Source organism: Novosphingobium ovatum (assembly GCF_009909235.1).
In the GTDB taxonomy this organism is placed as follows: Bacteria; Pseudomonadota; Alphaproteobacteria; order Sphingomonadales; family Sphingomonadaceae; genus Novosphingobium; species Novosphingobium ovatum.
Map to the genome: position 1 here is coordinate 83723 of NZ_JAAAPO010000007.1, position 23298 is coordinate 107020.

The 23298-nt window shown below is 64.5% G+C and carries 27 protein-coding genes; 14 read left to right on the forward strand and 13 right to left on the reverse strand.

The genetic code is table 11. The features are described from left to right. Window positions 1–7 precede the first annotated feature (7 nt). Together GTZ99_RS15500 and GTZ99_RS15505 are read left to right on the forward strand one after the other, a co-directional pair. Complete coding sequence (locus GTZ99_RS15500; RefSeq protein WP_161720519.1) at window positions 8–1744, forward strand: acyl-CoA dehydrogenase; 1737 nt, start codon at window positions 8–10, stop codon at window positions 1742–1744. Between the two features lie 28 nt (window positions 1745–1772). Further along, the gene (locus tag GTZ99_RS15505) at window positions 1773–2600 is read left to right on the forward strand and encodes an ATP-binding protein (protein ID WP_161720605.1); all 828 of its coding nucleotides are present in this window, start codon (window positions 1773–1775) and stop codon (window positions 2598–2600) included. A 64-nt stretch (window positions 2601–2664) separates the two neighbouring features. Here the strand turns inward: GTZ99_RS15505 and GTZ99_RS15510 are convergent, their stop codons facing one another. Beyond that, window positions 2665–4149: a PQQ-dependent sugar dehydrogenase gene (locus tag GTZ99_RS15510; RefSeq protein WP_161720521.1), complete on the reverse strand. Its 1485-nt coding sequence runs from the start codon at window positions 4147–4149 to the stop codon at window positions 2665–2667. A 61-nt stretch (window positions 4150–4210) separates the two neighbouring features. Between GTZ99_RS15510 and GTZ99_RS15515 the strand changes: the two genes are divergently transcribed. Together GTZ99_RS15515 and GTZ99_RS15520 are read left to right on the forward strand one after the other, a co-directional pair. Further along, complete coding sequence (locus GTZ99_RS15515; RefSeq protein WP_161720523.1) at window positions 4211–4702, forward strand: GAF domain-containing protein; 492 nt, start codon at window positions 4211–4213, stop codon at window positions 4700–4702. A gap of 95 nt (window positions 4703–4797) precedes the next feature. Continuing rightward, on the forward strand, window positions 4798–5214 hold the full coding sequence (locus GTZ99_RS15520) for a hypothetical protein (protein WP_161720525.1): 417 nt from the start codon (window positions 4798–4800) through the stop codon (window positions 5212–5214). 66 nt (window positions 5215–5280) lie between these two features. Here GTZ99_RS15520 and GTZ99_RS15525 read toward each other — a convergent pair whose 3' ends face one another. The 10 genes from GTZ99_RS15525 to hemE form a co-directional block, all read right to left on the reverse strand. Then, window positions 5281–6261, reverse strand: coding sequence for a ParB/RepB/Spo0J family partition protein (locus GTZ99_RS15525; RefSeq protein ID WP_161720527.1), 981 nt, complete (start codon window positions 6259–6261; stop codon window positions 5281–5283). Continuing rightward, the gene (locus GTZ99_RS15530; RefSeq protein ID WP_161720529.1) at window positions 6258–7037 is read right to left on the reverse strand and encodes a ParA family protein; all 780 of its coding nucleotides are present in this window, start codon (window positions 7035–7037) and stop codon (window positions 6258–6260) included. The genes GTZ99_RS15525 and GTZ99_RS15530 overlap by 4 nt, the downstream gene beginning before the upstream one ends. Window positions 7038–7041: 4 nt before the next feature. Then, window positions 7042–7725: a 16S rRNA (guanine(527)-N(7))-methyltransferase RsmG gene (rsmG, locus tag GTZ99_RS15535; RefSeq protein WP_161720531.1), complete on the reverse strand. Its 684-nt coding sequence runs from the start codon at window positions 7723–7725 to the stop codon at window positions 7042–7044. Continuing rightward, on the reverse strand, window positions 7722–9569 hold the full coding sequence (mnmG, locus tag GTZ99_RS15540; RefSeq protein ID WP_161720533.1) for a tRNA uridine-5-carboxymethylaminomethyl(34) synthesis enzyme MnmG: 1848 nt from the start codon (window positions 9567–9569) through the stop codon (window positions 7722–7724). The genes rsmG and mnmG overlap by 4 nt, the downstream gene beginning before the upstream one ends. 68 nt (window positions 9570–9637) lie before the next feature. Continuing rightward, a complete protein-coding gene (mnmE, locus tag GTZ99_RS15545; RefSeq protein ID WP_161720535.1) occupies window positions 9638–10915 on the reverse strand; it encodes a tRNA uridine-5-carboxymethylaminomethyl(34) synthesis GTPase MnmE in 1278 nt (425 codons plus the stop codon). A gap of 9 nt (window positions 10916–10924) precedes the next feature. After that, window positions 10925–11167: a DUF6489 family protein gene (locus GTZ99_RS15550; protein ID WP_161720537.1), complete on the reverse strand. Its 243-nt coding sequence runs from the start codon at window positions 11165–11167 to the stop codon at window positions 10925–10927. Window positions 11168–11337: 170 nt separating this feature from the next. Beyond that, window positions 11338–12594, reverse strand: a complete 1257-nt coding sequence (gene rho, locus GTZ99_RS15555) for a transcription termination factor Rho (protein ID WP_161720539.1) — start codon at window positions 12592–12594, stop codon at window positions 11338–11340. Between the two features lie 176 nt (window positions 12595–12770). After that, window positions 12771–13310 (reverse strand): hypothetical protein, encoded by a 540-nt coding sequence (locus GTZ99_RS15560; RefSeq protein WP_161720541.1) that lies wholly within the window; start codon window positions 13308–13310, stop codon window positions 12771–12773. 4 nt (window positions 13311–13314) lie between these two features. Continuing rightward, window positions 13315–13746 (reverse strand): CopD family protein, encoded by a 432-nt coding sequence (locus tag GTZ99_RS15565; RefSeq protein WP_406818604.1) that lies wholly within the window; start codon window positions 13744–13746, stop codon window positions 13315–13317. Window positions 13747–13777: 31 nt separating this feature from the next. Continuing rightward, entirely contained in the window at window positions 13778–14803 is a 1026-nt protein-coding gene (gene hemE / locus GTZ99_RS15570) for a uroporphyrinogen decarboxylase (protein ID WP_161720545.1), read from the reverse strand. 318 nt (window positions 14804–15121) lie between these two features. Between hemE and GTZ99_RS15575 the strand changes: the two genes are divergently transcribed. The 10 genes from GTZ99_RS15575 to GTZ99_RS15620 all read left to right on the forward strand — a co-directional run bounded on the left by GTZ99_RS15575 (window position 15122) and on the right by GTZ99_RS15620 (window position 21900). Then, entirely contained in the window at window positions 15122–15967 is an 846-nt protein-coding gene (locus tag GTZ99_RS15575) for a pyruvate, water dikinase regulatory protein (protein WP_161720547.1), read from the forward strand. 8 nt (window positions 15968–15975) lie between these two features. After that, on the forward strand, window positions 15976–16572 hold the full coding sequence (locus tag GTZ99_RS15580; RefSeq protein ID WP_161720607.1) for a Maf family protein: 597 nt from the start codon (window positions 15976–15978) through the stop codon (window positions 16570–16572). A 17-nt stretch (window positions 16573–16589) separates the two neighbouring features. Continuing rightward, entirely contained in the window at window positions 16590–17480 is an 891-nt protein-coding gene (aroE, locus tag GTZ99_RS15585) for a shikimate dehydrogenase (RefSeq protein ID WP_161720549.1), read from the forward strand. Then, the gene (gene coaE / locus GTZ99_RS15590; protein WP_161720551.1) at window positions 17480–18076 is read left to right on the forward strand and encodes a dephospho-CoA kinase; all 597 of its coding nucleotides are present in this window, start codon (window positions 17480–17482) and stop codon (window positions 18074–18076) included. The genes aroE and coaE overlap by 1 nt, the downstream gene beginning before the upstream one ends. A gap of 73 nt (window positions 18077–18149) precedes the next feature. Next, the gene (gene dnaQ, locus GTZ99_RS15595; RefSeq protein WP_161720553.1) at window positions 18150–18845 is read left to right on the forward strand and encodes a DNA polymerase III subunit epsilon; all 696 of its coding nucleotides are present in this window, start codon (window positions 18150–18152) and stop codon (window positions 18843–18845) included. 34 nt (window positions 18846–18879) lie between these two features. Next, entirely contained in the window at window positions 18880–19446 is a 567-nt protein-coding gene (hpf, locus tag GTZ99_RS15600) for a ribosome hibernation-promoting factor, HPF/YfiA family (protein WP_161720555.1), read from the forward strand. Window positions 19447–19743: 297 nt separating this feature from the next. Then, complete coding sequence (locus tag GTZ99_RS15605; protein WP_161720556.1) at window positions 19744–20205, forward strand: PTS sugar transporter subunit IIA; 462 nt, start codon at window positions 19744–19746, stop codon at window positions 20203–20205. 10 nt (window positions 20206–20215) lie between these two features. Continuing rightward, window positions 20216–20695, forward strand: a complete 480-nt coding sequence (locus GTZ99_RS15610) for a PaaI family thioesterase (RefSeq protein WP_161720558.1) — start codon at window positions 20216–20218, stop codon at window positions 20693–20695. Between the two features lie 12 nt (window positions 20696–20707). Next, complete coding sequence (locus GTZ99_RS15615) at window positions 20708–21043, forward strand: DUF1491 family protein (RefSeq protein ID WP_161720560.1); 336 nt, start codon at window positions 20708–20710, stop codon at window positions 21041–21043. A 257-nt stretch (window positions 21044–21300) separates the two neighbouring features. After that, the gene (locus GTZ99_RS15620; RefSeq protein WP_201742571.1) at window positions 21301–21900 is read left to right on the forward strand and encodes a cell wall hydrolase; all 600 of its coding nucleotides are present in this window, start codon (window positions 21301–21303) and stop codon (window positions 21898–21900) included. A gap of 173 nt (window positions 21901–22073) precedes the next feature. Here the strand turns inward: GTZ99_RS15620 and xth are convergent, their stop codons facing one another. Further along, the gene (gene xth / locus GTZ99_RS15625; RefSeq protein WP_161720562.1) at window positions 22074–22847 is read right to left on the reverse strand and encodes an exodeoxyribonuclease III; all 774 of its coding nucleotides are present in this window, start codon (window positions 22845–22847) and stop codon (window positions 22074–22076) included. 41 nt (window positions 22848–22888) lie between these two features. Beyond that, window positions 22889–23233, reverse strand: coding sequence for an iron-sulfur cluster insertion protein ErpA (gene erpA, locus GTZ99_RS15630; protein WP_406818605.1), 345 nt, complete (start codon window positions 23231–23233; stop codon window positions 22889–22891). Between the last annotated feature and the right edge of the window lie 65 nt (window positions 23234–23298).

Genomic DNA, 23298 nt, shown 5'->3' on the forward strand with positions numbered 1-23298 from the left:
ACAGACCATGCCCTATACCGCTCCGGTTGCCGATCAGATCCTGGCCATGCGCGTGTGCGCGGGTGTTGACGCGCTGGCCGCGCACGAACGCTTTGCCAGCCTGTCCCCCGATCTGGTCGAGGCCTTGGCCGAGGGAATCGGCGCGCTGGCGAGCGGCGAATGGGCGCCGCTGGACCGGGTGGGCGACCAACAGGGCGCGGTACAGGACGGGCATGAGGTCCACCTGCCCGATGGCTTTGCCGCGGCCTATCGCGCCTATGTCGAGGCCGGGTGGAACTCCATCGCCGGGGCCGAGGAGTTTGGCGGTCAGGGCCTGCCCTTTACACTGGCGGCCTGTGTGCTGGAATCGCTGGGCGGCGCGAATATGGCATTCAGCCTGTTGCCGATGCTGACCGTCGGCGCGATCGAGGCCTTGCACCACCACGGCAGCGACGCGCAAAAGGCGATGTACCTGCCCAAGCTGATCAGCGGCGAATGGTCGGGCACGATGAACCTGACCGAACCGCAGGCGGGCAGCGATGTGGGTGCCCTGCGCGCCACCGCCGCCCCCATCACCGAAGGCCCCCATGCGGGCAAATGGCGCATCACCGGCACCAAGATCTTCATCACCTGGGGTGAGCATGATCTGGTCGAGAACATCATCCATCTGGTGCTGGCCCGCACGCCGGGTGCTCCGGCCGGATCGCGCGGGATTTCGCTGTTTGTCGTGCCCAAATTCCATGTGAACGCCGATGGCACGCCGGGCGCGCGCAATGACGTCAATGTCGTCTCTCTGGAGCACAAGCTGGGCATCCATGCCTCGCCCACCTGCGTCATGGGTTTTGGCGAAAACGGCGAATGCATCGGCGAAATGGTCGGCGCGGAGAATGCCGGGCTGAAGGCGATGTTCACGATGATGAACTCGGCCCGGATCAACGTGGGGTCGCAGGGCGTACAGGTGGCCGAGGCCGCGTGGCAAAAGGCCCGCGATTACGCCCAGACCCGCGTGCAATCCGCCCGCGCCGGCAGCCCCGACAAGACTCCGGTGGCGATCATCGAACACCCCGACATGCGCCGTATGCTGATGCGGATGCGCGCCCTGACCGAAGGCGCGCGGGCGCTGCTCTATACCACGGCGGGCTGTGTGGATCGCGGCGCGCTGGGCGATACGGCGGCGCAGGCGCGGGCCGATGTGCTGGTGCCGATGCTCAAGGCCTGGGGCACCGACATCGGTGAAGAGGTCGCCAGCCTTGGGATTCAGGTCCACGGCGGCATGGGCTTTATGGAGGAAACCGGCGCGGCCCAGCATTACCGCGACATCCGCATCGCCGCCATTTACGAAGGCACAAACGGCATTCAGGCCGCCGATCTGGTCACGCGCAAGCTGGGGCTGGAGGGCGGCGCGGTGCTGCTGACCCTGCTGGCCGAGATCGAGGCTGATTGCGCCGATGCGCCCCAGATCGCCGCGCTGGCCCGTGATTGCGCCGATGTGGCGCGCTGGATGATCGATGGCGCAGCGCTGGACGCGCGTCTGGCGGGCAGTGTGCCTTTCCTGAAGATGTGCGCGGTGGCCGTGGCCGGGTGGCAATTGCAGCGCATGGCGCGGGTGGCCGACACCGCCACCGGCGACATCCCCCGGACCAAGCCCGTTGTCGCCCAATGGTTTGCCGCCAATATCGCGCCAGAGGCGGCCGGGCAAAAGGCGCTTGCCATGGGCGGGGCCGATTTGCTCTACGCGCTGGATGCCGCAACGCTGGCCAGCTAAGGCGGGCCGCATCCACATAGGGTAAATGATGACCGATCAGGGCGAACCTTTGGCCCGTATTGCCGATGCGTTGGAACGGCTGATTCCCGCGCCGGTTCCTGCCGTCGACTGGCTGGCGCACCCCGCCTATGTCTGGGATGGGCGCGCCGCACGGGCGGTGGCGCGGTTTTCCGCCCCCGCGCTGGACCAATTGCGCGGCATTGATCAACAAAAGGCCATGGTGGTGGGCAATGTCGCCCGTCTGGCGGCGGGCCATGCGGCGCATGACATGTTGCTATGGGGATCGCGCGGCATGGGCAAATCGGCGCTGACCCGGGCCGCCATTTGCGCGGCACAGGCCGATGCCCCCGGCTCCATCGCGCTGGTTCAGGTCTCACCCGAAGCGCTCTCCACACTGGCGGGACTGTTCGTCACGCTGGGCGAGATCGACCGCCGCTTTCTGGTGTTCATAGACGATCTGGGGTTTGAGGAAGGCGATTCCTCTGGCCCGCGCGCCCTGCGGTCATGGCTGGAAGGCGGGGTAGAGGCCCGCCCCGCCAATGTCCGCCTAGCCGTCACGTCCAACCGCCGCGCCATCGTCGCGCGCAATCTGTCGGAACAGGACGACCCGATCAACCCGCGCGATGTGGTGGATGACCGTCTGGCGCTGGCCGATCGCTTTGGCCTGTCAATCGGCTTCCACGCCTGCGATCAGGACACCTATCTGGCGATCATTACCGGCTATGCCGATGCGCTGGGCCTGACGTGGGATGCCCATGACGCGCTGGAATGGAGCAAGCGCCGTGGGGGCCGCTCTGGGCGCATTGCGTGGCATTATGTCACCGAACTGGCCGGGCGGGCCGGACGCGCTCTGTAACGCCCGCAAAACGCAAAAGGCGGGGGTTTGCGCCCCCGCCCCTTACATCACACCTGTCCGTCGATCAGTTCTGGCGCATCTGCTGCATCTCGCGCATTTGCAGGCGCAGGCGGCGTTCCGGATCGCTGTTCAGATCGCGCTGTGGCGGGATCGGCGGCGCGACAATCGCCTTGGGCGCGGGCGCGGGCGCGGCGCCCGGCGCAATCACCCGCCAGATGATCCCCGCCGTATCGTCCGACACCAGCAAGGCGCCATCCTGCGCAAAGCTGACCCAGGTCGGCCGGCCATGTGTCTGGCCTTCACCATTCAGGAAACCCGTCAGCACCGGCTGCGGCTTACCCACAGGCGTGCCGTTCGCGTCAAAGCCCACAAACACCACGTCATAGCCCACCGCCGGTTTGCGGTTCCAACTGCCATGGCGGGCGATGAACGCGCCATTGGCATAGGCCGCCCCCAGACGCCCGCCGCCAGTGGCAAAGGTCATGCCCAGCGCCGCCACATGCGGCCCCAGCCCATATTCAGGCTTGCGCACGTAATCGATCAGGAATTCGGGCATCTGGTACTGCGGCGTCTTGTCATAGACGCGGTTGTCCTCGGTCTTGCCCCAATAGAACCAAGGCCAGCCATAATGCGCACCCACCGGCACGTTGGTCAGGTAATCGGGCACCAGATCAGGGCCCAACTGGTCGCGCTCGTTCACCGTCACCCACATTTCGCCGGTGGACGGATTCCAGCCCAGACCATTGGGATTGCGCAGACCCGCGGCATATTGGCGATGGCTGCCGGTGTCGGTATTGATCTCGTAAATCGCGGCGCGGCCCTGCTCTGCCTGCGGGCCGCCCTCACCAATGTTGCTGGCCGAACCAATGGCGACATACAGCTTCTTGCCATCGGGGCTAAGCAGCAGGTTGCGCATCCAGTGGTTGCCGCCAGCGGGCAGGTCCATCAGCTTTTTGGGCGCAGTGGTGATCGCGGTTTGACCGGGCGTAAAGTCATAGGCCAGCACGGCATTGTGGTTGGCGACATACAGCTTGCCATTGCCCACCGCCAGACCCGAGGGCGAATCCAGACCCGCCTGCAACAGGGTAAAGCGCTGGTCGGCCTTGCCGGCGCCCTTGGCATCGCGCAACAGGACGATCTGATTGGCCGACGGTTCACCCGCGCCCACCATGCCCATCACGATCTTGGCCGCCCAGCCCATGAAGCCGCCGCCCGCCGCTTCCTTGGGCGCGCCGGTCAGCGACACCAGCACATCGCCATTGGGCAGCGTCAGCATGGTGCGCGGATGGGCCAACCCTTCGGCAAAGCGGGTGACGGTCAGGCCTTGGGCCGGTTTGGGTGCCTCACCCGCGCCCCAGCCGATCGATTTCACCAGCCCCAGCGAAGGGATCTTTTCCGGCTGGGGATCGACGATCTTGGGGTTGTGGCCTTCGAACAGGGTGATCGGCTGATCCGAAGGGTTGCCATGCAGGACATAGCCGACGGCACCACCGCCAACCAGAACGACGCCGCCAAGGATCAGCAGGCTTTTGCGCGAGAACAGGGTCATGGGCCACGAGATAGGCGCAGACGCCCTATGCGGCAAGCATGCGGCGCGGTAAAAGCGGCCCATGTACGATTTTACCCCCCTGCCCGGCCAGACACGCGCCCAAACCCACGCCGATCTGTGCGATGCCGCCCGCGCCATTACCCATGGCGAGCCTGACGCCATCGCCAATATGGCCAATATCGCCGCGCTGATCTGGCAATTCCTGCCCGATCTGAACTGGGCCGGGTTCTATCGCGCGGTGGGGGACGAATTGGTGCTGGGCCCGTTCATCGGCAAGCCGGCCTGCATCCGCATTCCGTTTGGCCGGGGCGTGTGCGGCGCGGCGGCGGCCAGCGGGCAAACGCAATTGGTGGCCGACGTGCACGCTTTTCCCGGCCATATCGCCTGCGATGCGGCCAGCGCGTCCGAACTGGTGGTGCCGGTGGTGCATGAAGGCCGCCTGATCGCGGTGATCGATCTGGACAGCCCCCTGCCCGGCCGGTTTGACGCCGATGACGCCGCCGGAATCGAGGCATTGGCCGCGGCCATCGCACCGGCCATCGCCTCCGCCTGATTCCGGCTGGAGCGGCGGGCGCGCTTTTGGTATTAACCATGGTTAACGCCGGACCAACCCGTCCCCGCGTCTGGTTGCAAACAGGAGGCCTTTGCATGGCACACCGCCGTTTCCTATTCCTGATGCCGCTGGCGCTGTTGGCAGGCGCCGGTGTGGCACAGGCCCACCAGATCCACCCCGATGGCGCGGCAATGCTGCCCCCGCCCGCCCTTGCCAGCGCCGAGGCCCCCTTGCCCATGGGGCAATGGCTGGCCGAATGCCGCCACCGGTTGATGTCTACCGCTGGCGGCGATCCGGCGATGGCGGGCGAAACCTGCGCGGCATGGTGGAATTATTACACGCGGGGCGGGATGCCTGATCCGCATTACGGCTATGCCATTCCCGTGGTCAGCCACATGCCCGCCGTGGATTGCCCTGAACAGGTGGTGGTGACCACGCGCAAGGTGGTGACGCGCCGCACAATTGTCACCCGGCACCATGCGCGGAGCAAGGAAGTGCGGATTAACAACTGATATATTTGGACAAAAAGGAAAACCCCGCCGGTGATGGCGGGGTTTTCCGGTTTTGCTCCATGGGTGTCAGATGCCGCCGCCACCTGTCAGGCGCGAACTGATCAGATCCAGCTGGTCCAGCGTGGTATAGCGGATCGTCACCGCACCGGAACGCGGGTCAGCATCCGCGTGGATCTTGACCGACAGGCCCAGGCATTCCTCCAACTGTTGCTGCATCATCTGGATGTCCGCCGATTCGGGCGAGCTGGTGTCCTGCCGCGCCTGCCGCCGCACCGGCGCTTCGCGCCCGGCGCTGCGGCGCACCTGCTGCTCGATCTCGCGCACCGACCAGCCCTTGGCCACGGCCTGCGCCGCCAGCGTTTCGGCCGCATCGCAACCGATCAGCGCGCGGGCGTGGCCCATCGACAGCTCGGCCTCCTCCACCATGCGAATCACCGCTTCCGGCAGGCTGAGCAAGCGCTGGATATTGGCGACATGGCTGCGGCTTTTATCGACCATCTTGGCGATATCGGCCTGCGTCATCGATTCGCTTTCGGCCAGACGCTGATAGGCGCGGGCTTCTTCGATCGGATTCAGATCTTCGCGCTGCAAGTTCTCGATCAGCGCCAGCGCCATCACTTCGCGATCGGTCAGATCGCGGATCAGCGCGGGGATTTCGTGCAGTTGGGCCCGCTGTGCCGCGCGCCAGCGGCGTTCGCCCGCCACCAGCATATAGCCCGTGCCCTTGGGCCGGACGATGATCGGCTGAATCACCCCGCGCGCCGCGATCGAGGCGGCCAGTTCATCCAGCGCGGAATCGTCAAAATGCCGACGCGGCTGATCGGGATCGGGCGTGATATCGGCAACCGCCAATTGCGCCATGCCGCCCACACGTGGCGCCACCTCGCTGCGCAGCGGCATCGCCGGCGCGGCTGCAACACCGCCACCGGGCGGAGGCGGCAACACCGGCTCCTCGCGCCGGGTTTCCCCCAGCAACGCCGACAGGCCACGGCCCAATGCGGGCGGCTTGCGACGAGCGGCGGGGCGGGCGGTGGTCTCGTCGCTCATGCGGCTTTCCTGTTTTCGGGCAGACGGGCAATCAGTTCACGCGCCAATGCCAGATAGGCGCGGCTGCCGGTGCAATGCTGGTCATAGATCAGCGCGGGCAAACCATGGCTGGGCGCTTCGGACAGGCGGACGTTGCGCGGGATGGTGGTGTCAAACACCAGCTTGCCCAGGCATGAGCGCACGTCGTCCGACACCTGCTCGGTCAGGCGGTTGCGCTTGTCACACATGGTCAGCGCGATGCCGATGATGCCCAGATCGGGGTTGAAACGCTGCTGCACGCGCTCGACGGTTTGCAGCAATTGGCTCAACCCCTCCAGCGCGAAAAACTCGCTCTGCAACGGGACCATCAGCGTATCGGCGGCACTCAGCGCGTTCAGCGTCAGCAGGCCCAGCGAAGGCGGGCAATCGATGAAGCAGACGTCGAAGGTATCATTGGCCCGCACCAGCGCATCGCGCAGCCGGTGCACGCGGTCCTCGACCGAGACCAGTTCGATCTCGGCGCCGGACAGATCGACCGTGGCGGGGATCAGGCTAAGGCCCGGGACATTGGTGCCCACGGTGCATTCCTCCACCGTGCCCTCACCCATCAACAGATCATAGGTGGAATATTCGCGGTCGGCGGTCATCACCCCCACCCCGGTCGACGCATTACCCTGCGGGTCCAGATCGATCAACAGCGTGCGCCACCCGGCGGCGGCAAAGGCCGTGGCCAGATTGATGGCGGACGTGGTCTTGCCCACCCCGCCCTTTTGATTGGCAATGGCAATCCGGATCATGGTTTCACCTTTGGCCTGAGGGCGTTTTTTTGGGTTTCAGATTCCCGACATGCAACAGATGCCCGGCGATCATACCCGATTCCGCGTCGGTAAGCGATGGTTCCACGTGGAACATATGTTTGATTCCACGCGGCAGCTCCTCCACCTCTTTCGCCGCCATTCGCCCCTTGGGCAACAGCCACAGCGTGTCCTTTGTGGAAAAACGTGCGGATAGAGTCACCAAACGGTCCAATGGCGCAAATGCCCGGGCCGAGATGACCCGCGCGATCCGCGTTTCCACCAATTCCAGCCGCCGTCCCTCGACACTGGCGCGGCGCAGGCCCAGTGCCTCGATCACGCGGTTCAACCATTCGATTCGGCGCGCGCGCGATTCGACCATCACCACGGGCACGTTGGGACACAATGCCGCGATCACCAATCCCGGAAAGCCTGCCCCCGTGCCCAGATCCAGCCATGGCCCCAGATTGGCATTGGCCAATGTTTCACGTGGAACATGGGCTAACAGCTGCGCCGAATCGATGATATGACGCTGCCACACGTGTTCCAGACTGGCGGCGGCCACCAGATTCTGCACCGTGTTTTCCTGCGCCAACATGGCAATCAGAGTCTCGAGACGATCAAACGCTTCGGGTGTGCCTTCGGGTCGGGCGGCCAACCATGCGCGAGCCTGTGCTTCGTCGGTGATCATGCCCCTGCCCTTTTCGCGTGGACCAATAGAGCGGCCAGCGCCGCCGGTGTGATGCCGGGGATGCGCCCCGCCGCCGCCAGAGTCGCGGGCCGCGCCGCGCTCAACCGTTCGACCATTTCGCGCGACAATCCGGCGATCTGGTCATAGGCAAAATCCTCGGCCAAGGTCAGGCGGTCATTGGCGCGCAGGTCCTTCAGCTCCCGGTCCTGCCGCGCCAGATAGGGCGCGTAAAAGGCGTCCTCGGCCACCTCCTCGATCAGCGCGGGATCGCCCGCCAACAGATCGCCCAGCCATGGCGAGAGCGCCGCAATCGTCACCCCGTCAAACCGCAGCCATTCGCGCAGGGTCAGCCGCCCCGCGTCCGCCTTCATCGTCAGACCCACCGTGGCCAGATCGGATGCCGTCACAGACGCCTCCAGAGCCGCCTCCAGAGCCGCCTTGTCTGTTCCACGTGAAACATACCAGGCCGCCCGCTCCGCCCCCACACAGCCCGCATTCAGGCCCAGCGTGGTCAGCCGCGTCGTCGCATTGTTCGCCCGCAGCCGCAGCCGGTATTCGGCCCGTGCCGTCAACATGCGGTAAGGCTCGTTCACCCCATGCAGCGTCAGGTCATCGACCATCACCGCCATATAGGAATTGGCCCGGTCCAGCGCGACCGGATCCCGCCCCAGCACGGCAGCGGCAGCATACATCCCCGCCATCAACCCCTGCGCGGCGGCTTCCTCATATCCGGTGGTGCCATTGATCTGCCCGGCGGTATACAGGCCGGGCATCGCCCGCACCTCCAGACTGGAGCGCAGGGCGCGCGGGTCGATATGGTCGTATTCCACGGCATAGCCGGGCACCACCATCTCCACCTGCTCCAGCCCTTCCATGCTGCGCATCATCGCCAGTTGCACTTCGGCGGGCAGGCTGGTCGACACGCCATTGGGATAGACCAGATGGGTGCTCAGCCCCTCAGGCTCCAGAAAGATCTGATGCGAATCGCGGTCGGCGAAACGGTGGATCTTGTCCTCAATGCTGGGACAGTAACGCGGCCCCCGCGCCCCAATCGCCCCGCTGAACAAAGGCGAGCGATGGAGATTCGCCCGGATCGTGTCATGCGTCACCGGGTTGGTCCGGGTGATCGCACAGAACACCTGCGGCGTCAGACGGCGCGATTCCATCGCCGACATGCACCACGGCTCGGCATCGCTGGGCTGTTCCTCCAACCGGTGCCAGTCAATAGTGCGCCCATCCAGACGCGGCGGCGTGCCGGTCTTCAACCGGGCCATGGGCAGGTCCGCCTCACGCAATTGGGCGGCCAGACGATGCGCGGCCGATTCGCCAATGCGCCCGCCAACAAATTGCTCCTCCCCCCGGAACAGTACCCCGCCCAGGAATGTCCCGGTACACAGTACCACCGCCCGCGCCGTCAGCCGCGCGCCATCAGCCAGATCCACGCCGCGCACCACACCGCCCTCAATCACCAGCGCGGCAGCCTCTCCGGCCAGCTGAGTCAAATTGGGTTGCGCCGCCAACATGCGCTGAATCGCCGCCTTGAACAGGCGCCGGTCGGCCTGCACGCGCGGGCCCTGGACGGCACTGCCCTTGCTGCGATTCAGCATGCGGTAATGGATCGCCGCCGCATCCGCCGCCCGGCCCATCAGCCCGTCCAGCGCGTCGACCTCGCGCACCAGATGGCCTTTGCCCAAACCGCCAATCGCCGGGTTGCAACTCATCGCGCCCACCACTGACAGGTCAAAACTGACCAGCGCGGTGCGCGCACCCATGCGGGCGGCCACGGCGGCCGCCTCTACGCCGGCGTGGCCGCCGCCGATGACGATGACATCAAAATTGTCCATGATGCCCCGCCCTACCCCATGCCGGGGCTGCGGTCAAAAGCACTGTTTCACGTGGAACATGGGCGGCCCTATTTCCCGATGCAGAACCGCCCGAACAATGCGTCCAGCATATCCTCGGTCCCTGCCCCACCCAGCAAGCGGTCAAACGCCAGACGCGCCAGACGCAGATTCTCCGCCGCCAGCAAAGGGTCGGCCATCCGCCCCGCCACCGCCACTGCATCCGCCGCCTCAGCCAGCGCCGCGTGTTGACGCGCGTTCAGCGCCACCGCGCCGGGCTTGGGCATGGACTGGCGCGCATGGTCGATCAGATCCCGGCGCAGGTCCGCCACGCCCTGACCGCTCACCGCCGACAAGCGATGACGCGCCGCGGATTTGGGTACGGCGTCAGCCCGGTCGATCTGCGCGGCGATTTCCCACGCGCCCTGCGGCCCCTGCCCTTCGGCACCCAACCACAGCACCAGATCGGCCTGTGCCAAAGCGGCCTGCGCGCGTTCGATGCCGATGGCTTCCACCACATCGGCGCCTTCATCGCGCAACCCCGCCGTGTCCAGAAACTGAAACGGCACCCCGCCCAGCGCCACCGGCCGCATCAACACATCCCGCGTGGTCCCGGCAATCGGCGCGGTGATCGCGGCATCTTCCTCGACCAGCGCATTGAACAAAGTGCTCTTGCCCGCATTGGGTGGCCCGGCGATCACCACCTTGAACCCCTCACGCAAAGCCTCGGCACGAGGCGCCGCCAGCCAGTCTGAAAGTTCCACGTGGAACATATCCAGCTGCGCGGTGAAATCCGGCGGCAGGGCGGCAACGTCATCCTCATCGGCGAAATCCAGCACCGCCTCGATCAAGGCGGACAGATACAGCACCCGGTCACGCCACCCGCGCACCTGCCGCGACAATCCCCCGCCCGCCATCGTCAAAGCGGATGCGCGCTGCATCTCGGTCTCGGCGGACAACAGATCGCCCAGCCCTTCAGCCTCGGCCAGGTCAATGCGGCCATTGGCAAAAGCGCGGCGGGTAAACTCACCCGGTTCGGCCCGGCGCAGGCCCGGCATCGCGCCCAACGCCCGCTCCACCGCCGCGATCACCGCGCGGCCGCCATGACAATGCAATTCGGCCAGATCCTCACCCGTGGCGGTGTTTGGCCCCGGGAACCACAGCACCAGCGCCGAATCCAGCGCCGCCCTATCGGCATCGCGCAATATCGCCACACTGGCCCGGCGCGCCACCGGCATCCGCCCGCACAACGCGGCCAAAGCCGTCCCTGCCCCCGCACCACTGATTCGGATCACCGCAATCGCGGCCGGCGGCTGCCCGCTGGAGCAGGCGAAAATCGTTTCGGTCATTCGGCCCGTTTACTTCTTGTTGCCCGCCATCGACGCGCCGGCTTCCATGAACTGCTGAAACAGTTTCAGCCCCATCTGCCCCATCGGCGCGATCTGCTTGGCCATCTCGTGCAATTGCTCGACCGAGCCGACGCCCTGCATCGCCTTGGCCACGGCCTCGACATAGGCGTCATTGGCCGCCGTCACATCGGGCAGGCCCAGAAAGCGGCGCGCCTCTTCGGGTGAACAGTCAACTTCGACATGCACTTTCATCGCGGGCGCCTCCTGATCTGTTATCAATGGATCACGCTGACACGCGCGCCGTTAAAAGTCTATCAGTGCCCCCGCCGTTCCGGGCCACATTGGTGCAAAACCGCGCGTATCACGCAAAAGGGGGCGGGAAATCTCTTCCCCGCCCCCTGTGATCTGCGCGTGAACCGGCGTTACTGGTTCATCGTCGAGAAGAAGTCCTCGTTGGTCTTCGAGTCCTTCATCTTGTCCAGCAGGAACTCCATCGCGTCGACGGTGCCCATTTGCATCAGAATGCGGCGCAGAACCCACATCTTGGACAGGTTGGCCTTCTCCACCAACAGCTCTTCCTTGCGGGTGCCGCTCTTGCCCACGTCCAGCGCGGGGAAGATGCGCTTGTCCGCGACCTTGCGGTCCAGAACGATTTCGCTGTTGCCGGTGCCCTTGAACTCTTCAAAGATCACTTCGTCCATGCGGCTGCCGGTGTCGATCAGCGCGGTGGCGATGATCGAGAGCGAGCCGCCCTCCTCGATGTTGCGGGCCGCGCCAAAGAAGCGCTTGGGGCGTTGCAGCGCGTTGGCATCCACACCGCCGGTCAACACCTTGCCCGACGACGGCACGACGGTGTTATACGCACGGCCCAGACGCGTGATCGAGTCGAGCAGGATCACGACATCGCGCTTGTGCTCGACCAGACGCTTGGCCTTTTCGATGACCATTTCGGCCACCTGCACGTGCCGCGCGGCGGGCTCGTCAAAGGTCGAGGAGATCACCTCGCCCTTGACGCTACGCTGCATGTCGGTGACTTCCTCGGGGCGTTCGTCGACCAGCAGCACCAGCAGGAACACCTCGGGGTGGTTGTCGGTGATCGCCTTGGCGATGTTCTGCAACAGCACCGTCTTACCCGTGCGCGGCGGGGCGACGATCAGCGCGCGCTGGCCCTTGCCCTGCGGGCTGATCAGGTCGATCACGCGGGCCGACTTGTCCTTGACCGTCGGGTCCAGCGTGTCCAGCTTCAGACGTTCATTGGGATACAGCGGCGTGAGGTTGTCGAAATTGACGCGGTGACGCACAGCGTCCGGATCGTCAAAGTTCACCTTCACCAGCTTGGTGATGGCAAAATAGCGCTCGCCATCCTTGGGGGCGCGGATCTCGCCCTCGACCGTGTCACCGGTGCGCAGGCCCCATTTGCGGACCTGATTGGGCGAGACGTAAATGTCATCCGGCCCGGCCAGATAATTCGCCTCGGGACTGCGCAGGAAGCCGAAACCATCGGGCAGCACCTCGATCGTGCCCAGACCCATGATCTGCTCACCATCGTCGGCCATCTCTTTCAGGATAGCAAACATCAGGTCCTGACGGCGCAGCGTGCTCGCGCTTTCAACGCCCAGTTCCTCGGCCATTTCGACCAGCTCGGCCGACGTCTTTTTCTTCAATTCTTTCAAATGCATATTCAATTCCATGCGATTGCCCAAACGGGGGGCAAAGGGGATCGGCCGGCGGCTTGTATGGGCTTGGAGAAAGCAAAGCCGGGCAGCGTACAGACGTGAACACACGCGCGCCGCCCCATGCCGGTGGCGCTGCGTTACGCCAAAGCGGTTAACAGGTCAATGAATCAGACGCGGTATCAGGTGCTGGCGCCCGGCCGCACGCCCTTCAACGCCTTACCCAGATCGATCAGCGACTGCCCTTGCGCCGCCGCCTCGGTGCGGCAACGGTCCAGACTGCCCATCAGCTTGCGCCCGGACTGCGGGTCAGAGGCCAATTCGGTAAAGACCACGGTCAGATTGGCATTGGGCAGGCGCGCCCGCACCTTGCCCACAAAATACATGACGATGCCCACCATGCCCGCCCAATCGCGGGTATCGCGCCCCTCTCCCTGCCCGGCCAGGACTGAAAACAGCGCCAGACAGCGCACGTCAGGATCATCAGCCAAACTATCCCCCGCCACGGGCGCTGCGGGGGTCACAGGGGCCGGTTTGGGCATGGGCGCTGGCACGACCACCGGCGGCGGCCCAACGCGCCCAGAGGGGCTGGAAAGCGGGCCTGCGGCCTGCTGCCCCGCCTTGCCCGAATCCAGCGCCGACTGCGTGGCCGATGCCGGACTGGCCAAAACAACCGAGGCCAGAACGCTCCACCCCACAGCCCTGCCGCACCTGCCCGCCATCACGTCACCCCATGAAAGGCTTGGTCACCACCAGAATCACGATCACTGCCGCGGCCAGGCCCGGCACCTCGTTCAACATGCGCAGATGCCGCCCCGACAGCCGCCGCATGCCGCGCGACAATGACCGGGCATAGCCAAACAACCAGACGTGATAAAACGTCAGCCCCAGCACCGCCGTCAATTTCAGATGGAACCACGCTTGCGAAAACGCGCCCAGATAGCGCGCCAGCAACAGCCCCAGCACCCACACCACGACCAGCGAAGGCCACATGATGATTTTCAGCAGCTTTTGCTCACGGTCGATCCAGCGCGCTTCCTCGGCGCTGCCCGGCTCGGCCTCCTGATGATAGACGAAATAGCGCGGCAGCATGAACAATCCCGCCATCCAGAAGATGACGAAGATGATGTGCCCGGCCTTCAGCCATGCGTAGGTCATCGACAAAATCCAGTCCATGCCACCAATATAATCACGGCTTCCAGTTTCGCACCACCTGCAACAGCTGATCGACATGTGCGATCGGCGTGGTCTGGCCAATGCCATGGCCCAGATTGAACACATGCGGCCGATCGGCAAAGGCGTCCAGCACGCGGGTCGCCTGCGTTTCCAGCTCGGCGCCACCGGCCAACAGCAACAGAGGGTCCAGATTGCCCTGTACCGGCATGTTGGCGGGCAATTCGCGCGCGGCCCAGATCGGATCGATGGTTTCATCAATGCCCACCGCGTCCACCCCCGTCTCGCGGGCATAGGCGGCCAGCTTCTCGCCCGAGCCCTTGGGGAAGCCGATGATGGGCGTGTTCGGGTGCAATGCCTTGACCGCCGAAACGATGGCCGCGTTGGGGGCAATCACCCAGCGTTCGAACTCGGACGGGGCCAGCGAACCGGCCCAGCTGTCGAACAGCTGGATCGCCTCGGCCCCGGCCTTGATCTGACCGTCGAGATATTCGACCGTCACCGCCACGATGGCATCGATGATCGCCTGAAACGCCGCCCGGTCGCGATAGGCATAGGCGCGGGTGTCATGCTGATCGCGCGACCCTTCGCCGTTCACCATGTAGGTGGCGATGGTCCAGGGGCTACCCGCAAAGCCCAGCATGGTCTTCTCAGGGCCAAGCGCGGCCTTCACCAGACGGACGGTCTCATAGATGGGCAACAGGCGCTCAGGCACCGCCTGGAGGCCATTGAGGGCATGATCCACAAGGCGGGGCGAGAGGTGCGGCCCCTCGCCCACCAGGAATTGCAGATCCTGACCCATCGCATAGGGGACAATCAGGATGTCGCTGAACAGGATCGCGCCATCGAAATCGAACCGGCGCAAGGGCTGCAACGTGATCTCGGCAGCGGCCGCGCTATCATAGACCAGCGCCAGAAATCCGCCCTTTTCGGCCCGCAAAGCCCGATATTCCGGGAGATAGCGGCCTGCCTGCCGCATGAGCCATACCGGGCGCTGGGGAGCATTTTCACCACGCAGCGTGCGAAGCAGGAGACCGGACATCCGTGCGTTTCCATTCCTAAACAATAAAGAGTCTTAAATAGGATTCTGTAAGATTATGGCCTGTGGATTACGGGCATAGCGCGTGCTTGCCCGATTTATGCCGGGATGAACAGGGCCATCCCGGGCTCGACTCGTCGTTGCGCGGGGTCAAGGAAAGCTTTTCCCCCTTATCCCCAGCCTGTGGATGACTGTTTCCACCTGTCCACAACCCCCGCATGGAATCCCCCTGACCGGGGGTAAAAAGCGCCTCGGAATTTGTCCTTTGGTTCATCCCGTGGTTTATCTACGCATCTATCCACAGGGGGGCGGACATATCCCATGAACAGATTGCACCTGCACCTGCTCTCGGATTCCACGGGTGAAACGCTGGAAATGATCGCCAAGGCGGCATTGGCCCAGTTTGATGACAGCGATGTGGTGCGCCATTTCTGGCCGATGGTGCGCTCACAGGCGCATCTGGACCGGATCATGGCCGATATCGCCGCCAATCCGGGCTTGGTGCTGTTCACTATGGTCAGTCAGGACATCCGCAAGGCGCTGGAAGAACGCTGCCGGGCGATGGGATTGCCTGCGGTCCCGGCGCTGGACGCGGTGATCGACGCGCTGGAGGATTCCCTCGGCCAGCAGGCCAAAGGCCGCCCGGGGCGGCAACATATGCTGGATTCGGCCTATTTCGCGCGGGTGGACGCGATCCATTACACCATCGCCCATGATGACGGCATCGCGTGGGAGGACTGGGAGGAAGCCGATATCGTGCTGGCGGGCGTTTCGCGCACCTCCAAGACGCCCACCAGCATCTATCTGGCCAATCGCGGGTATAAGGTGGCCAATATCCCCGTGGTGGTCGAAAGCCCGCCCCCGCCCTCGCTGTTTGGCCTGCGCCGCCCGCTGGTGGTGGGGCTGACCACCGCGCCCGAACGGCTGGTACAGGTGCGCCGCAACCGCCTGCTGACGCTTAACCAACAGCCCGACACCGCCTATGTCGACAATGACCGCGTTGCGCGCGAATTGCAGTACGCAAGGCGGATGTTTGCCGATAATGGCTGGCCGGTGATCGACGTCACCCGCCGCTCGATCGAGGAAACCGCCGCCGCTGTCATCAACCTGCTGAAGGATCGGCAGGCCCATGGCGGCGACGCGCCCAGTGGACACAAGCCGTTTTGATGAACAATATGCAAACCTGTGAATTGGTGCTGGCCAGCCAGAGTTTCTCGCGCCGCACGATGCTGGGCAATGCCGGGGTTATCCACAAGCCTGTCCCGGCACATATCAACGAGCGCGCGCTTGAGGATAGCCTGGGGAAAACCCCTGCGCCCGATGTCGCGCTGGCGCTGGCCAGCGCCAAGGCGCAGGCCGTCAGCGCCGATCATCCGGGCGCCTTGGTGCTGGGGTCGGACTCGCTGGTGGTGGTCGATGGGCGCCGTTTCGACAAACCCACCGACCGGGACAATGCCGCCGATCACTTGCGTGCCTTTTCCGGTCGGGTGATGGAGCTGCATTCGGCCGCCGCGCTGGTGCGGGACGGGGCGGTGGTCTGGGGCCATGCTGATGTCGCGTACCTGCATGTCCACACGCTGTCGGATGCCTTCATCGCCGCCTATCTGGACGCCGAATGGCCAGAGGTGGCGGGCTGTGTCGGCGTCTTCCGGCTGGAAGCGCTGGGCGTGCGTCTGTTCGAAAAGATTGACGGCGACCATTTCACCGTGTTGGGCATGCCGCTGCTGCCGGTGCTGAACGCGCTGCGTCAGCATGGCGTTCTGATCCCCTGACCCGCATGAGCCTGTCCATGACCACCCCCGATGTCAGCGACACGCTGGCCCAGTCTTCCACCCAGCCCTATGCCGAGGTGATTGGCGATCCCATCGCCCAATCCAAATCGCCCGCGATCCATGGCTATTGGCTGCGCGGGTTGGGCATTGCGGGGGATTATGGCCGCGCCCATGTGCGCGGAGCTGATTTGCAGGCCTATATCGCCACCCGCCGCGCCGATGCCAATTGGCGCGGGTGCAATGTGACCATGCCGCACAAATTGGCGGTGATGCCCTATCTGGACCACATCGACCCGCTGGCGGCCAAGGTGGGGGCGGTCAACACCGTGGTGCGCGGGGCCAATGGGCGGCTGACGGGCTATAACACCGATGTCCCCGGATTCATGGAGCCATTGTTGCCGATGCTGGCCAGCCCCACCCCGCCGCGCCGCGCGCTGGTGCTGGGCGCGGGGGGGGCGGCGCGGGCAGTGGTGCTGGGCCTGATTCAAGCCGGGCTAAAGGTCACGCTGGCCGCGCGCGACGTGGCCAAGGCGCAGGCGATGCTGGACGATCTGGCGCCCGGCGATCCGCTGCTGGCCGCCGACATGGCCCGCTTTGCCCGGCCCGGAGGCGGGGCGTTTGATCTGGTGGTCAATGCCAGCCCGCTGGGCATGGTGGGCAATCCGCCGCTGGCCTTTGACATCAGCCATGTGGCGCCGGGCGGGGTGGTCTATGACATCGTCACCGCCCCGCTGGAGACGCCCCTGTTGCAGGCGGCGCGAGCCTCGGGGCGGGTGGCGATTGATGGTCTCTCGATGCTGATCGGTCAGGCCGATGTGGCCTTTGTCCATTTCTTTGGCGCGCAGCCGCCGCGCGGGGGCGCCGATGACGCCCTGCGCGCGATCCTGACCGGGGCCGCGCCACAATGATGGCCCGCCCTTTCGTTCTGGGCCTGACCGGATCGATCGGCATGGGCAAATCGGCGGTGGCGGCGATGTTTGTCGATTCTGGCGTGCCGGTGTTTGACGCCGATGCGGCGGTGCATGTGTTGCAGGGCTCGGGCGGCGCGTTGTTGCCCGCGATCGAGGCCGCCTTTCCCGGCACCACGGGCGCGCATGGCGTTGACCGCGCGGCGCTGGGCGCGGCAGTGTTTGGCGACTCGGACGCGCTGTCCCGGCTGGAATCGATTGTCCATCCGGCGGTGGCCGACATGCGCCGGGCCTTTCTGGATGCCCATGCGGGGGCGCCCTTGGTGGTGTTCGACATCCCCCTTTTGTATGAAAAGGGAGGCATCGCGCATGTCGATGCGGTGGCGGTGGTCTCGGCCCCGGCCGATGCGCAGCGGGCCCGCGTGTTGGCTCGCCCCGGCATGACCGCCGAAAAATTCGAGAGGATTCTGCGCCTTCAACTGCCCGATGCGGAGAAACGCGCAAGGGCCGATTACATCATCGATACCGGCACCCCCCTAGAGACGACTCGGGCGCAGGTGGCGGCGTTGATCGATCGCCTGTTGGCCCAACGATAAAGCGGAACGGATGGACGAATAATTTCCACCTGCCCCCTTGTCGGATCGCCGGGGCAGGACAATACATATGCCTATGAGAGAGATCATTTTCGACACCGAAACCACCGGTCTCGACCCCAACACTGGGGACCGTCTGGTTGAGATTGGCTGCATCGAGATGGTCAATCGGGTGCTGACCGGCGCCACCTTCCACGCCTATTTCAACCCCGAACGCGATATGCCGCCCGAGGCCGAGCGGGTGCATGGCCTGTCCATCGCCTTTCTGTCGGATAAACCGCTGTTTGCCGCCCGCGCGCAGGAATTGCTGGATTTTATCGGCGATTCCCCGCTGGTGGCGCATAATGCCGGGTTCGACTTTGGCTTTTTGAACGCGGAACTGGCGATGTGCGGCCTGCCCCCGGTGGACCGGGCGCGCATGGTCGACACGGTGGTGATCGCGCGGGCCAAACATCCCGGCGCCAAGAATTCGCTCGATGCGCTGTGCACCCGCTATGGCATCGACCGCAGCCACCGGACCAAGCATGGCGCGTTGCTGGACGCCGAATTGCTGGCGCAGGTCTATGTTGAATTGCTGGGCGGGCGTCAGATCGGTCTGGAACTGGCCGCTGATGCTGCCGCCGTCAGCCTTGCGGCGCAAACCGCCGCGCCCATCGCCGCCCGCACGCGGGCCATCCGTCCACCCCGACCCCATGCGCCAACGGAGGAAGAATTGGCCGCGCATGCAAAGTTTTTGGAATCGCTCAAAGAACCGATTTGGTTGAACGTCTAGAGATCACCTCCATAACAACAAAGGAGTACCCACCATGGACATTCGCGTTTCCGGCCATCAGATGGAAACCGGCGAGGCTCTGCGCGCGCACGTCGAGGATCGACTGACCGCTATGGTGCAGAAGCATTTCGCCCGAGCGTTGTCGTCGGTGGTCACTTTCGGCAAGGCGCCGGGTGGATCATTCCGTTGCGATATCGTCACCCATGTCCGTCAGGGCCTGATCCTCAAGGGCGCGGGCATCACCCATGACGCCCACACCGCGCTGGAGCAGGCCGCCGAAAAGGTGGAAAAGCAGCTGCGCCGCTACAAGCGCCGCCTGAACGACCGGCATGAGGAAGCGGCCTATACCGCCCGCACCGACGAAGCGGCCTATACCATCTTTGTCGAGCCCGACGTCGAGCAGGAGGAAGCCCCCGCCGAAGCCCCGCTGGTGATTGCCGAAATGCGCGTCGACGTGCCCGAGGCCACCGTGTCGGACGCGGTGATGATGCTGGACCTGCGCAACACCACCGCGCTGCTGTTCAAAAACGCTGGCACGGGCAAGCATAATATGGTCTATCGGCGTGGTGACGGCTCGATCGGCTGGGTCGAACCGTCCTGACAGGCAGGTAACGCCTGTCCCTACCATCCGTTGATGACGGTGCCTGATTGATCGTTCGGGCGCACAAGGGCGGGCATGCCCTGCGGCTTTTCCCAGGTTCTGGTGCCAAACCAGAGCTGAAAGGCCGCGGGGCCTACTTGCATATTGGCGCAACATCACAGATAGGCACGCCGCAAGGGACAGGTAGGTCGATGGTGGCCATTGCGGCAGTATCCAGCCCATATTCAGGCGGATCATGGCGCAAGGGGCATCAGACTTTGGTGATCGGTTCCTGATGAAGGCGAAAAGATACCGGCGATGACTGCATTGTTCACGCTCCTGCCCGAAGCCGTACGCACGGCCAAGGTCGACAGCAAGTCGGCCGTACTGGAGCAGGTGACTCTGAATTTCGCCTCTGCCTATCACCTGGACGCCGATACTGTCCGCACCCGCCTGCACGAGCGCGAGGCGTTGGGCAGCACCGGTTTTGGCCGGGGGGTGGCGATTCCCCATGCCCGCATCGCCGATCTGACGCGGCCCGTGGCGGTGTTCTTGCGGCTGGACACGCCGGTCGCGTTCGAGGCGGCCGATGACATGCCGGTCGATCTGGTGTTCGGCCTGCTCTCGCCCGAGGCGGCAGGGGTGGCCCATCTGCACGCGCTGGCCGCGATTTCGCGCCTGATGCGCGATGACCGCATGCATGAGGCGTTGAGCCAGGCGCCCAGCGACGAGGCGCTCTACAGCCTGATTTCCAACGTCATCGACCGCGACGCGGCCTGAGACGCGGGAGATGAGCGCCGATCCGGCCCAATCCGCCGCCCTGCCCCACTGGCGCGCGCTGGAAAGCCTGTATGCTTCGGCGCCAATCAACAGCCTGTTCACCAGCCAGCTGGAAATCCCGGCCGAGGGGCAATCACGCATCACCTATGCGGTGCGGCCCGACAGTTTTCACGCGGCGGGCGCGGTACATGGCACGCTCTATTTCAAGATGCTGGACGATGCCGCGTTCTATGCGGCCAACACGCTGATTACCGATCGGTTTTTGCTGACCACAGCGTTCAACCTGCATTTCAGCCGCCCGATCCGGGGTGGCACGGTCATTGCCGAGGGGCGCTGGGTCAGCGGCCGCCGCCGCGTGCTGGTGGCCGAAGCGCGCTTGATCGACGAAACCGGCGAGGAAGTCGGACGCGGCACCGGCACCTTCATGCGGTCGCACATCGCGCTCTCGGGGCTGGAGGGCTATGCCCGCGCCTTTCGCGCCGGTGATTGAGCCGAAACGGGCATGAGCCGCCTGCCCACCCACATCGAAGTCAACGCGCTGATCCGCCGTGTTCAGGCCGAGGGCGGCTTTGCCATGGTGCTGGCCAAGGGTGAAGTGGACGCCGGTTCAATACTGATCGTGACTTTGGTTAATCAAACCTATGCTTTCGCTTATGAAAAGATGCCCAGTCTGGACGGCGAAAGACATTGGCACCGCGCGCGGTCATTTGATGCCGATCAGCCCGATAGTTTCGAACAATGGCTGAATAAACGGCGCAGTTCAGACCCGGATCTGTGGATCATTGAACTGGACATCGCGGATGCCGAACGTTTCATCGGGTATGACGGCAAATCCTGATTGACTTTGCGAGGGCACGCGGTCATGGGGCAGCCTCCTGATATGCGCAGGCGGTGGAAAGGGCATTTGGCCCGGTCCGCAAGCACGCAGACGGGGGGCAACCGGCAGGTCAATTCGTCGGCATAAGGGGATGTACGGGCAACCGCCCATACCTGCATGCACGCGATCCTGCGTCTGGTGCGTCCACCGCACATGAAAATGGTACAATGGCTAAGATCGTTTCGCGCGCTGGTATGGTGTCTTTCGCCGCCGGCCTCATGATGTTGATTTATAGCGCCGTTGGTTCGGGCGCTGCCGCACAGGACGCACGCTTTCCCGCAGTGCCCGTGATGGCCAATCCGGAACCCGCCCTGAATTTCCAGCCTGGCTTTTCTGACGCCGCCGATGCGCCCCGCGCCGCCGTCACCACTGCCCAGGCCACCCCGTTGGAGCCTGTCGCTCCTGCCGCCACTCTGGCCCAGCTGGTCTCCGTTCACAGCGGCGCGACCAATGTCAGCGAAGACATGCATTGTCTGGCCAGCGCCGTTTATCACGAGGCCCGCTATGGCTCGCTTGATGGTCAGTTGGCGATTGCCCGCGTGATCGTCGCCCGGACCAAGTCGGGGATCTTTCCCAAGACCTATTGCGGCGTGGTGATGCAGCGCAACCAGTTCGATTTCGCCCGTGGCGGTTCGATTCGTGAACCGAACGAGGAATCGGTCCATTGGCGCAAGGCTGTGGCGATTGCCCGCATCGCTGACCGTGGTCAGTGGGACAGCCAGGTCGAAGGCGCGCTGTTCTTCCATTCGGCCCGCATCCATCCGGGCTGGCGCCGCACCCGCGTTGCGGTGCTGGATGGCAATGTGTTCTATCGTTGATCGCGCGATGGCGGGCTGATCGGTCCGCTGTTGCCGCACATGAAAACGGCCCCGCGCGCGATGCGTTGGGGCCGTTTTTATGTGCGTGATGTTTTCACGTGGAACACGCCGGTTTAGGCCGTCGATATTGTCGTCATTGACAACAATTTTGCCGTGCGCGGGTGGCGCGGTGATCAGTCGCGCAATTGCACCCAGATCGGCGCGTGGTCGCTGGCCTTTTCCCGGCCACGATGCGCCTTGTCGACACCACAGGCCACCAGACGATCGGCCAATTCGGGCGAGAGCAGCGCGTGGTCGATGCGGAAACCATGGTCCTTTTGCCAGGCGCCGGCCTGATAGTCCCAATAGGTCCACACGCCGCCGTTGGGGTTGTGGGTGGCGATGGCATCGGTCCAGCCATCGTGCAACAGCCGCAGATAGGCATCGCGCGATTCCGGCTGCATCAGCGCATCGTCTGCCATCGCCTTGGGATTCCAGATGTCGGCATCGGTTGGGATGACGTTGAAATCGCCGGTGACAATCGTGGGGATTTCCAGCGACTTAAGCTCTGCCATGCGGGCGCGCAGCCGCTTCATCCAGCGCAGTTTGTAGTCAAATTTCGGCCCCGGTTGGGGATTGCCATTGGGCAGATAGATCCCCGCGATCCGCACCCCGTTGACCTCGGCCTCCAGATAGCGGCTGTGGTCATCCTCTGGCTCTCCGGCCAGCCCGCGCTGCGTTTCGACCGGGCGCACGCCATCGGCCAGAATGGCCACGCCGTTGAACGATTTCTGCCCGTGCCAGATGGCGTAATAACCAATCTTTTTAAACTCGTCTGCCGGGAAGCCCTCGTCCTGAGTCTTGATTTCCTGCAAACAGGCAACGCTGGGGCGCGTTTCGGCCAGCCATTCCAGCAGGCGCGGCAGACGCGCCTTGATGCCGTTGATGTTGAAGCTGGCGATTTTCATGGGGGCAGATTCCAAAGCAGGCGGGTTACAGCCCCCATGCTTTACACCGCAAAGCTGGACCCGCAACCACAGCCCGCCACCGCATTGGGGTTTTCCACCTTGAACGCGGTGCCGCCCAGATTTTCGACGTAATCCACCACACAGCCCGCCACCAGATCAAGGCTTACGGCATCGACCACCAATTGCACGCCATCGGTTTCGGTCACGGTGTCGTCGGCATTGATCCCCTCGGCCAGACCATAGCGGTACTGGAAGCCCGAACAGCCCCCCCCCTCGACCGAGAGGCGCAAAACCGCGGGTTTGCCCTGTTTCTGGGCAATCCATGCCACGCGGGCGGCGGCGGACGGGCTAAGGGCGATGCTGTTCTGGGGGGCGGTCATGGCCATAAATGTAGGCATCCGCGCGCCTGTGTGCAAGCGCGCGGGCCCAGCCATTCCGGCGCAATCGCCAC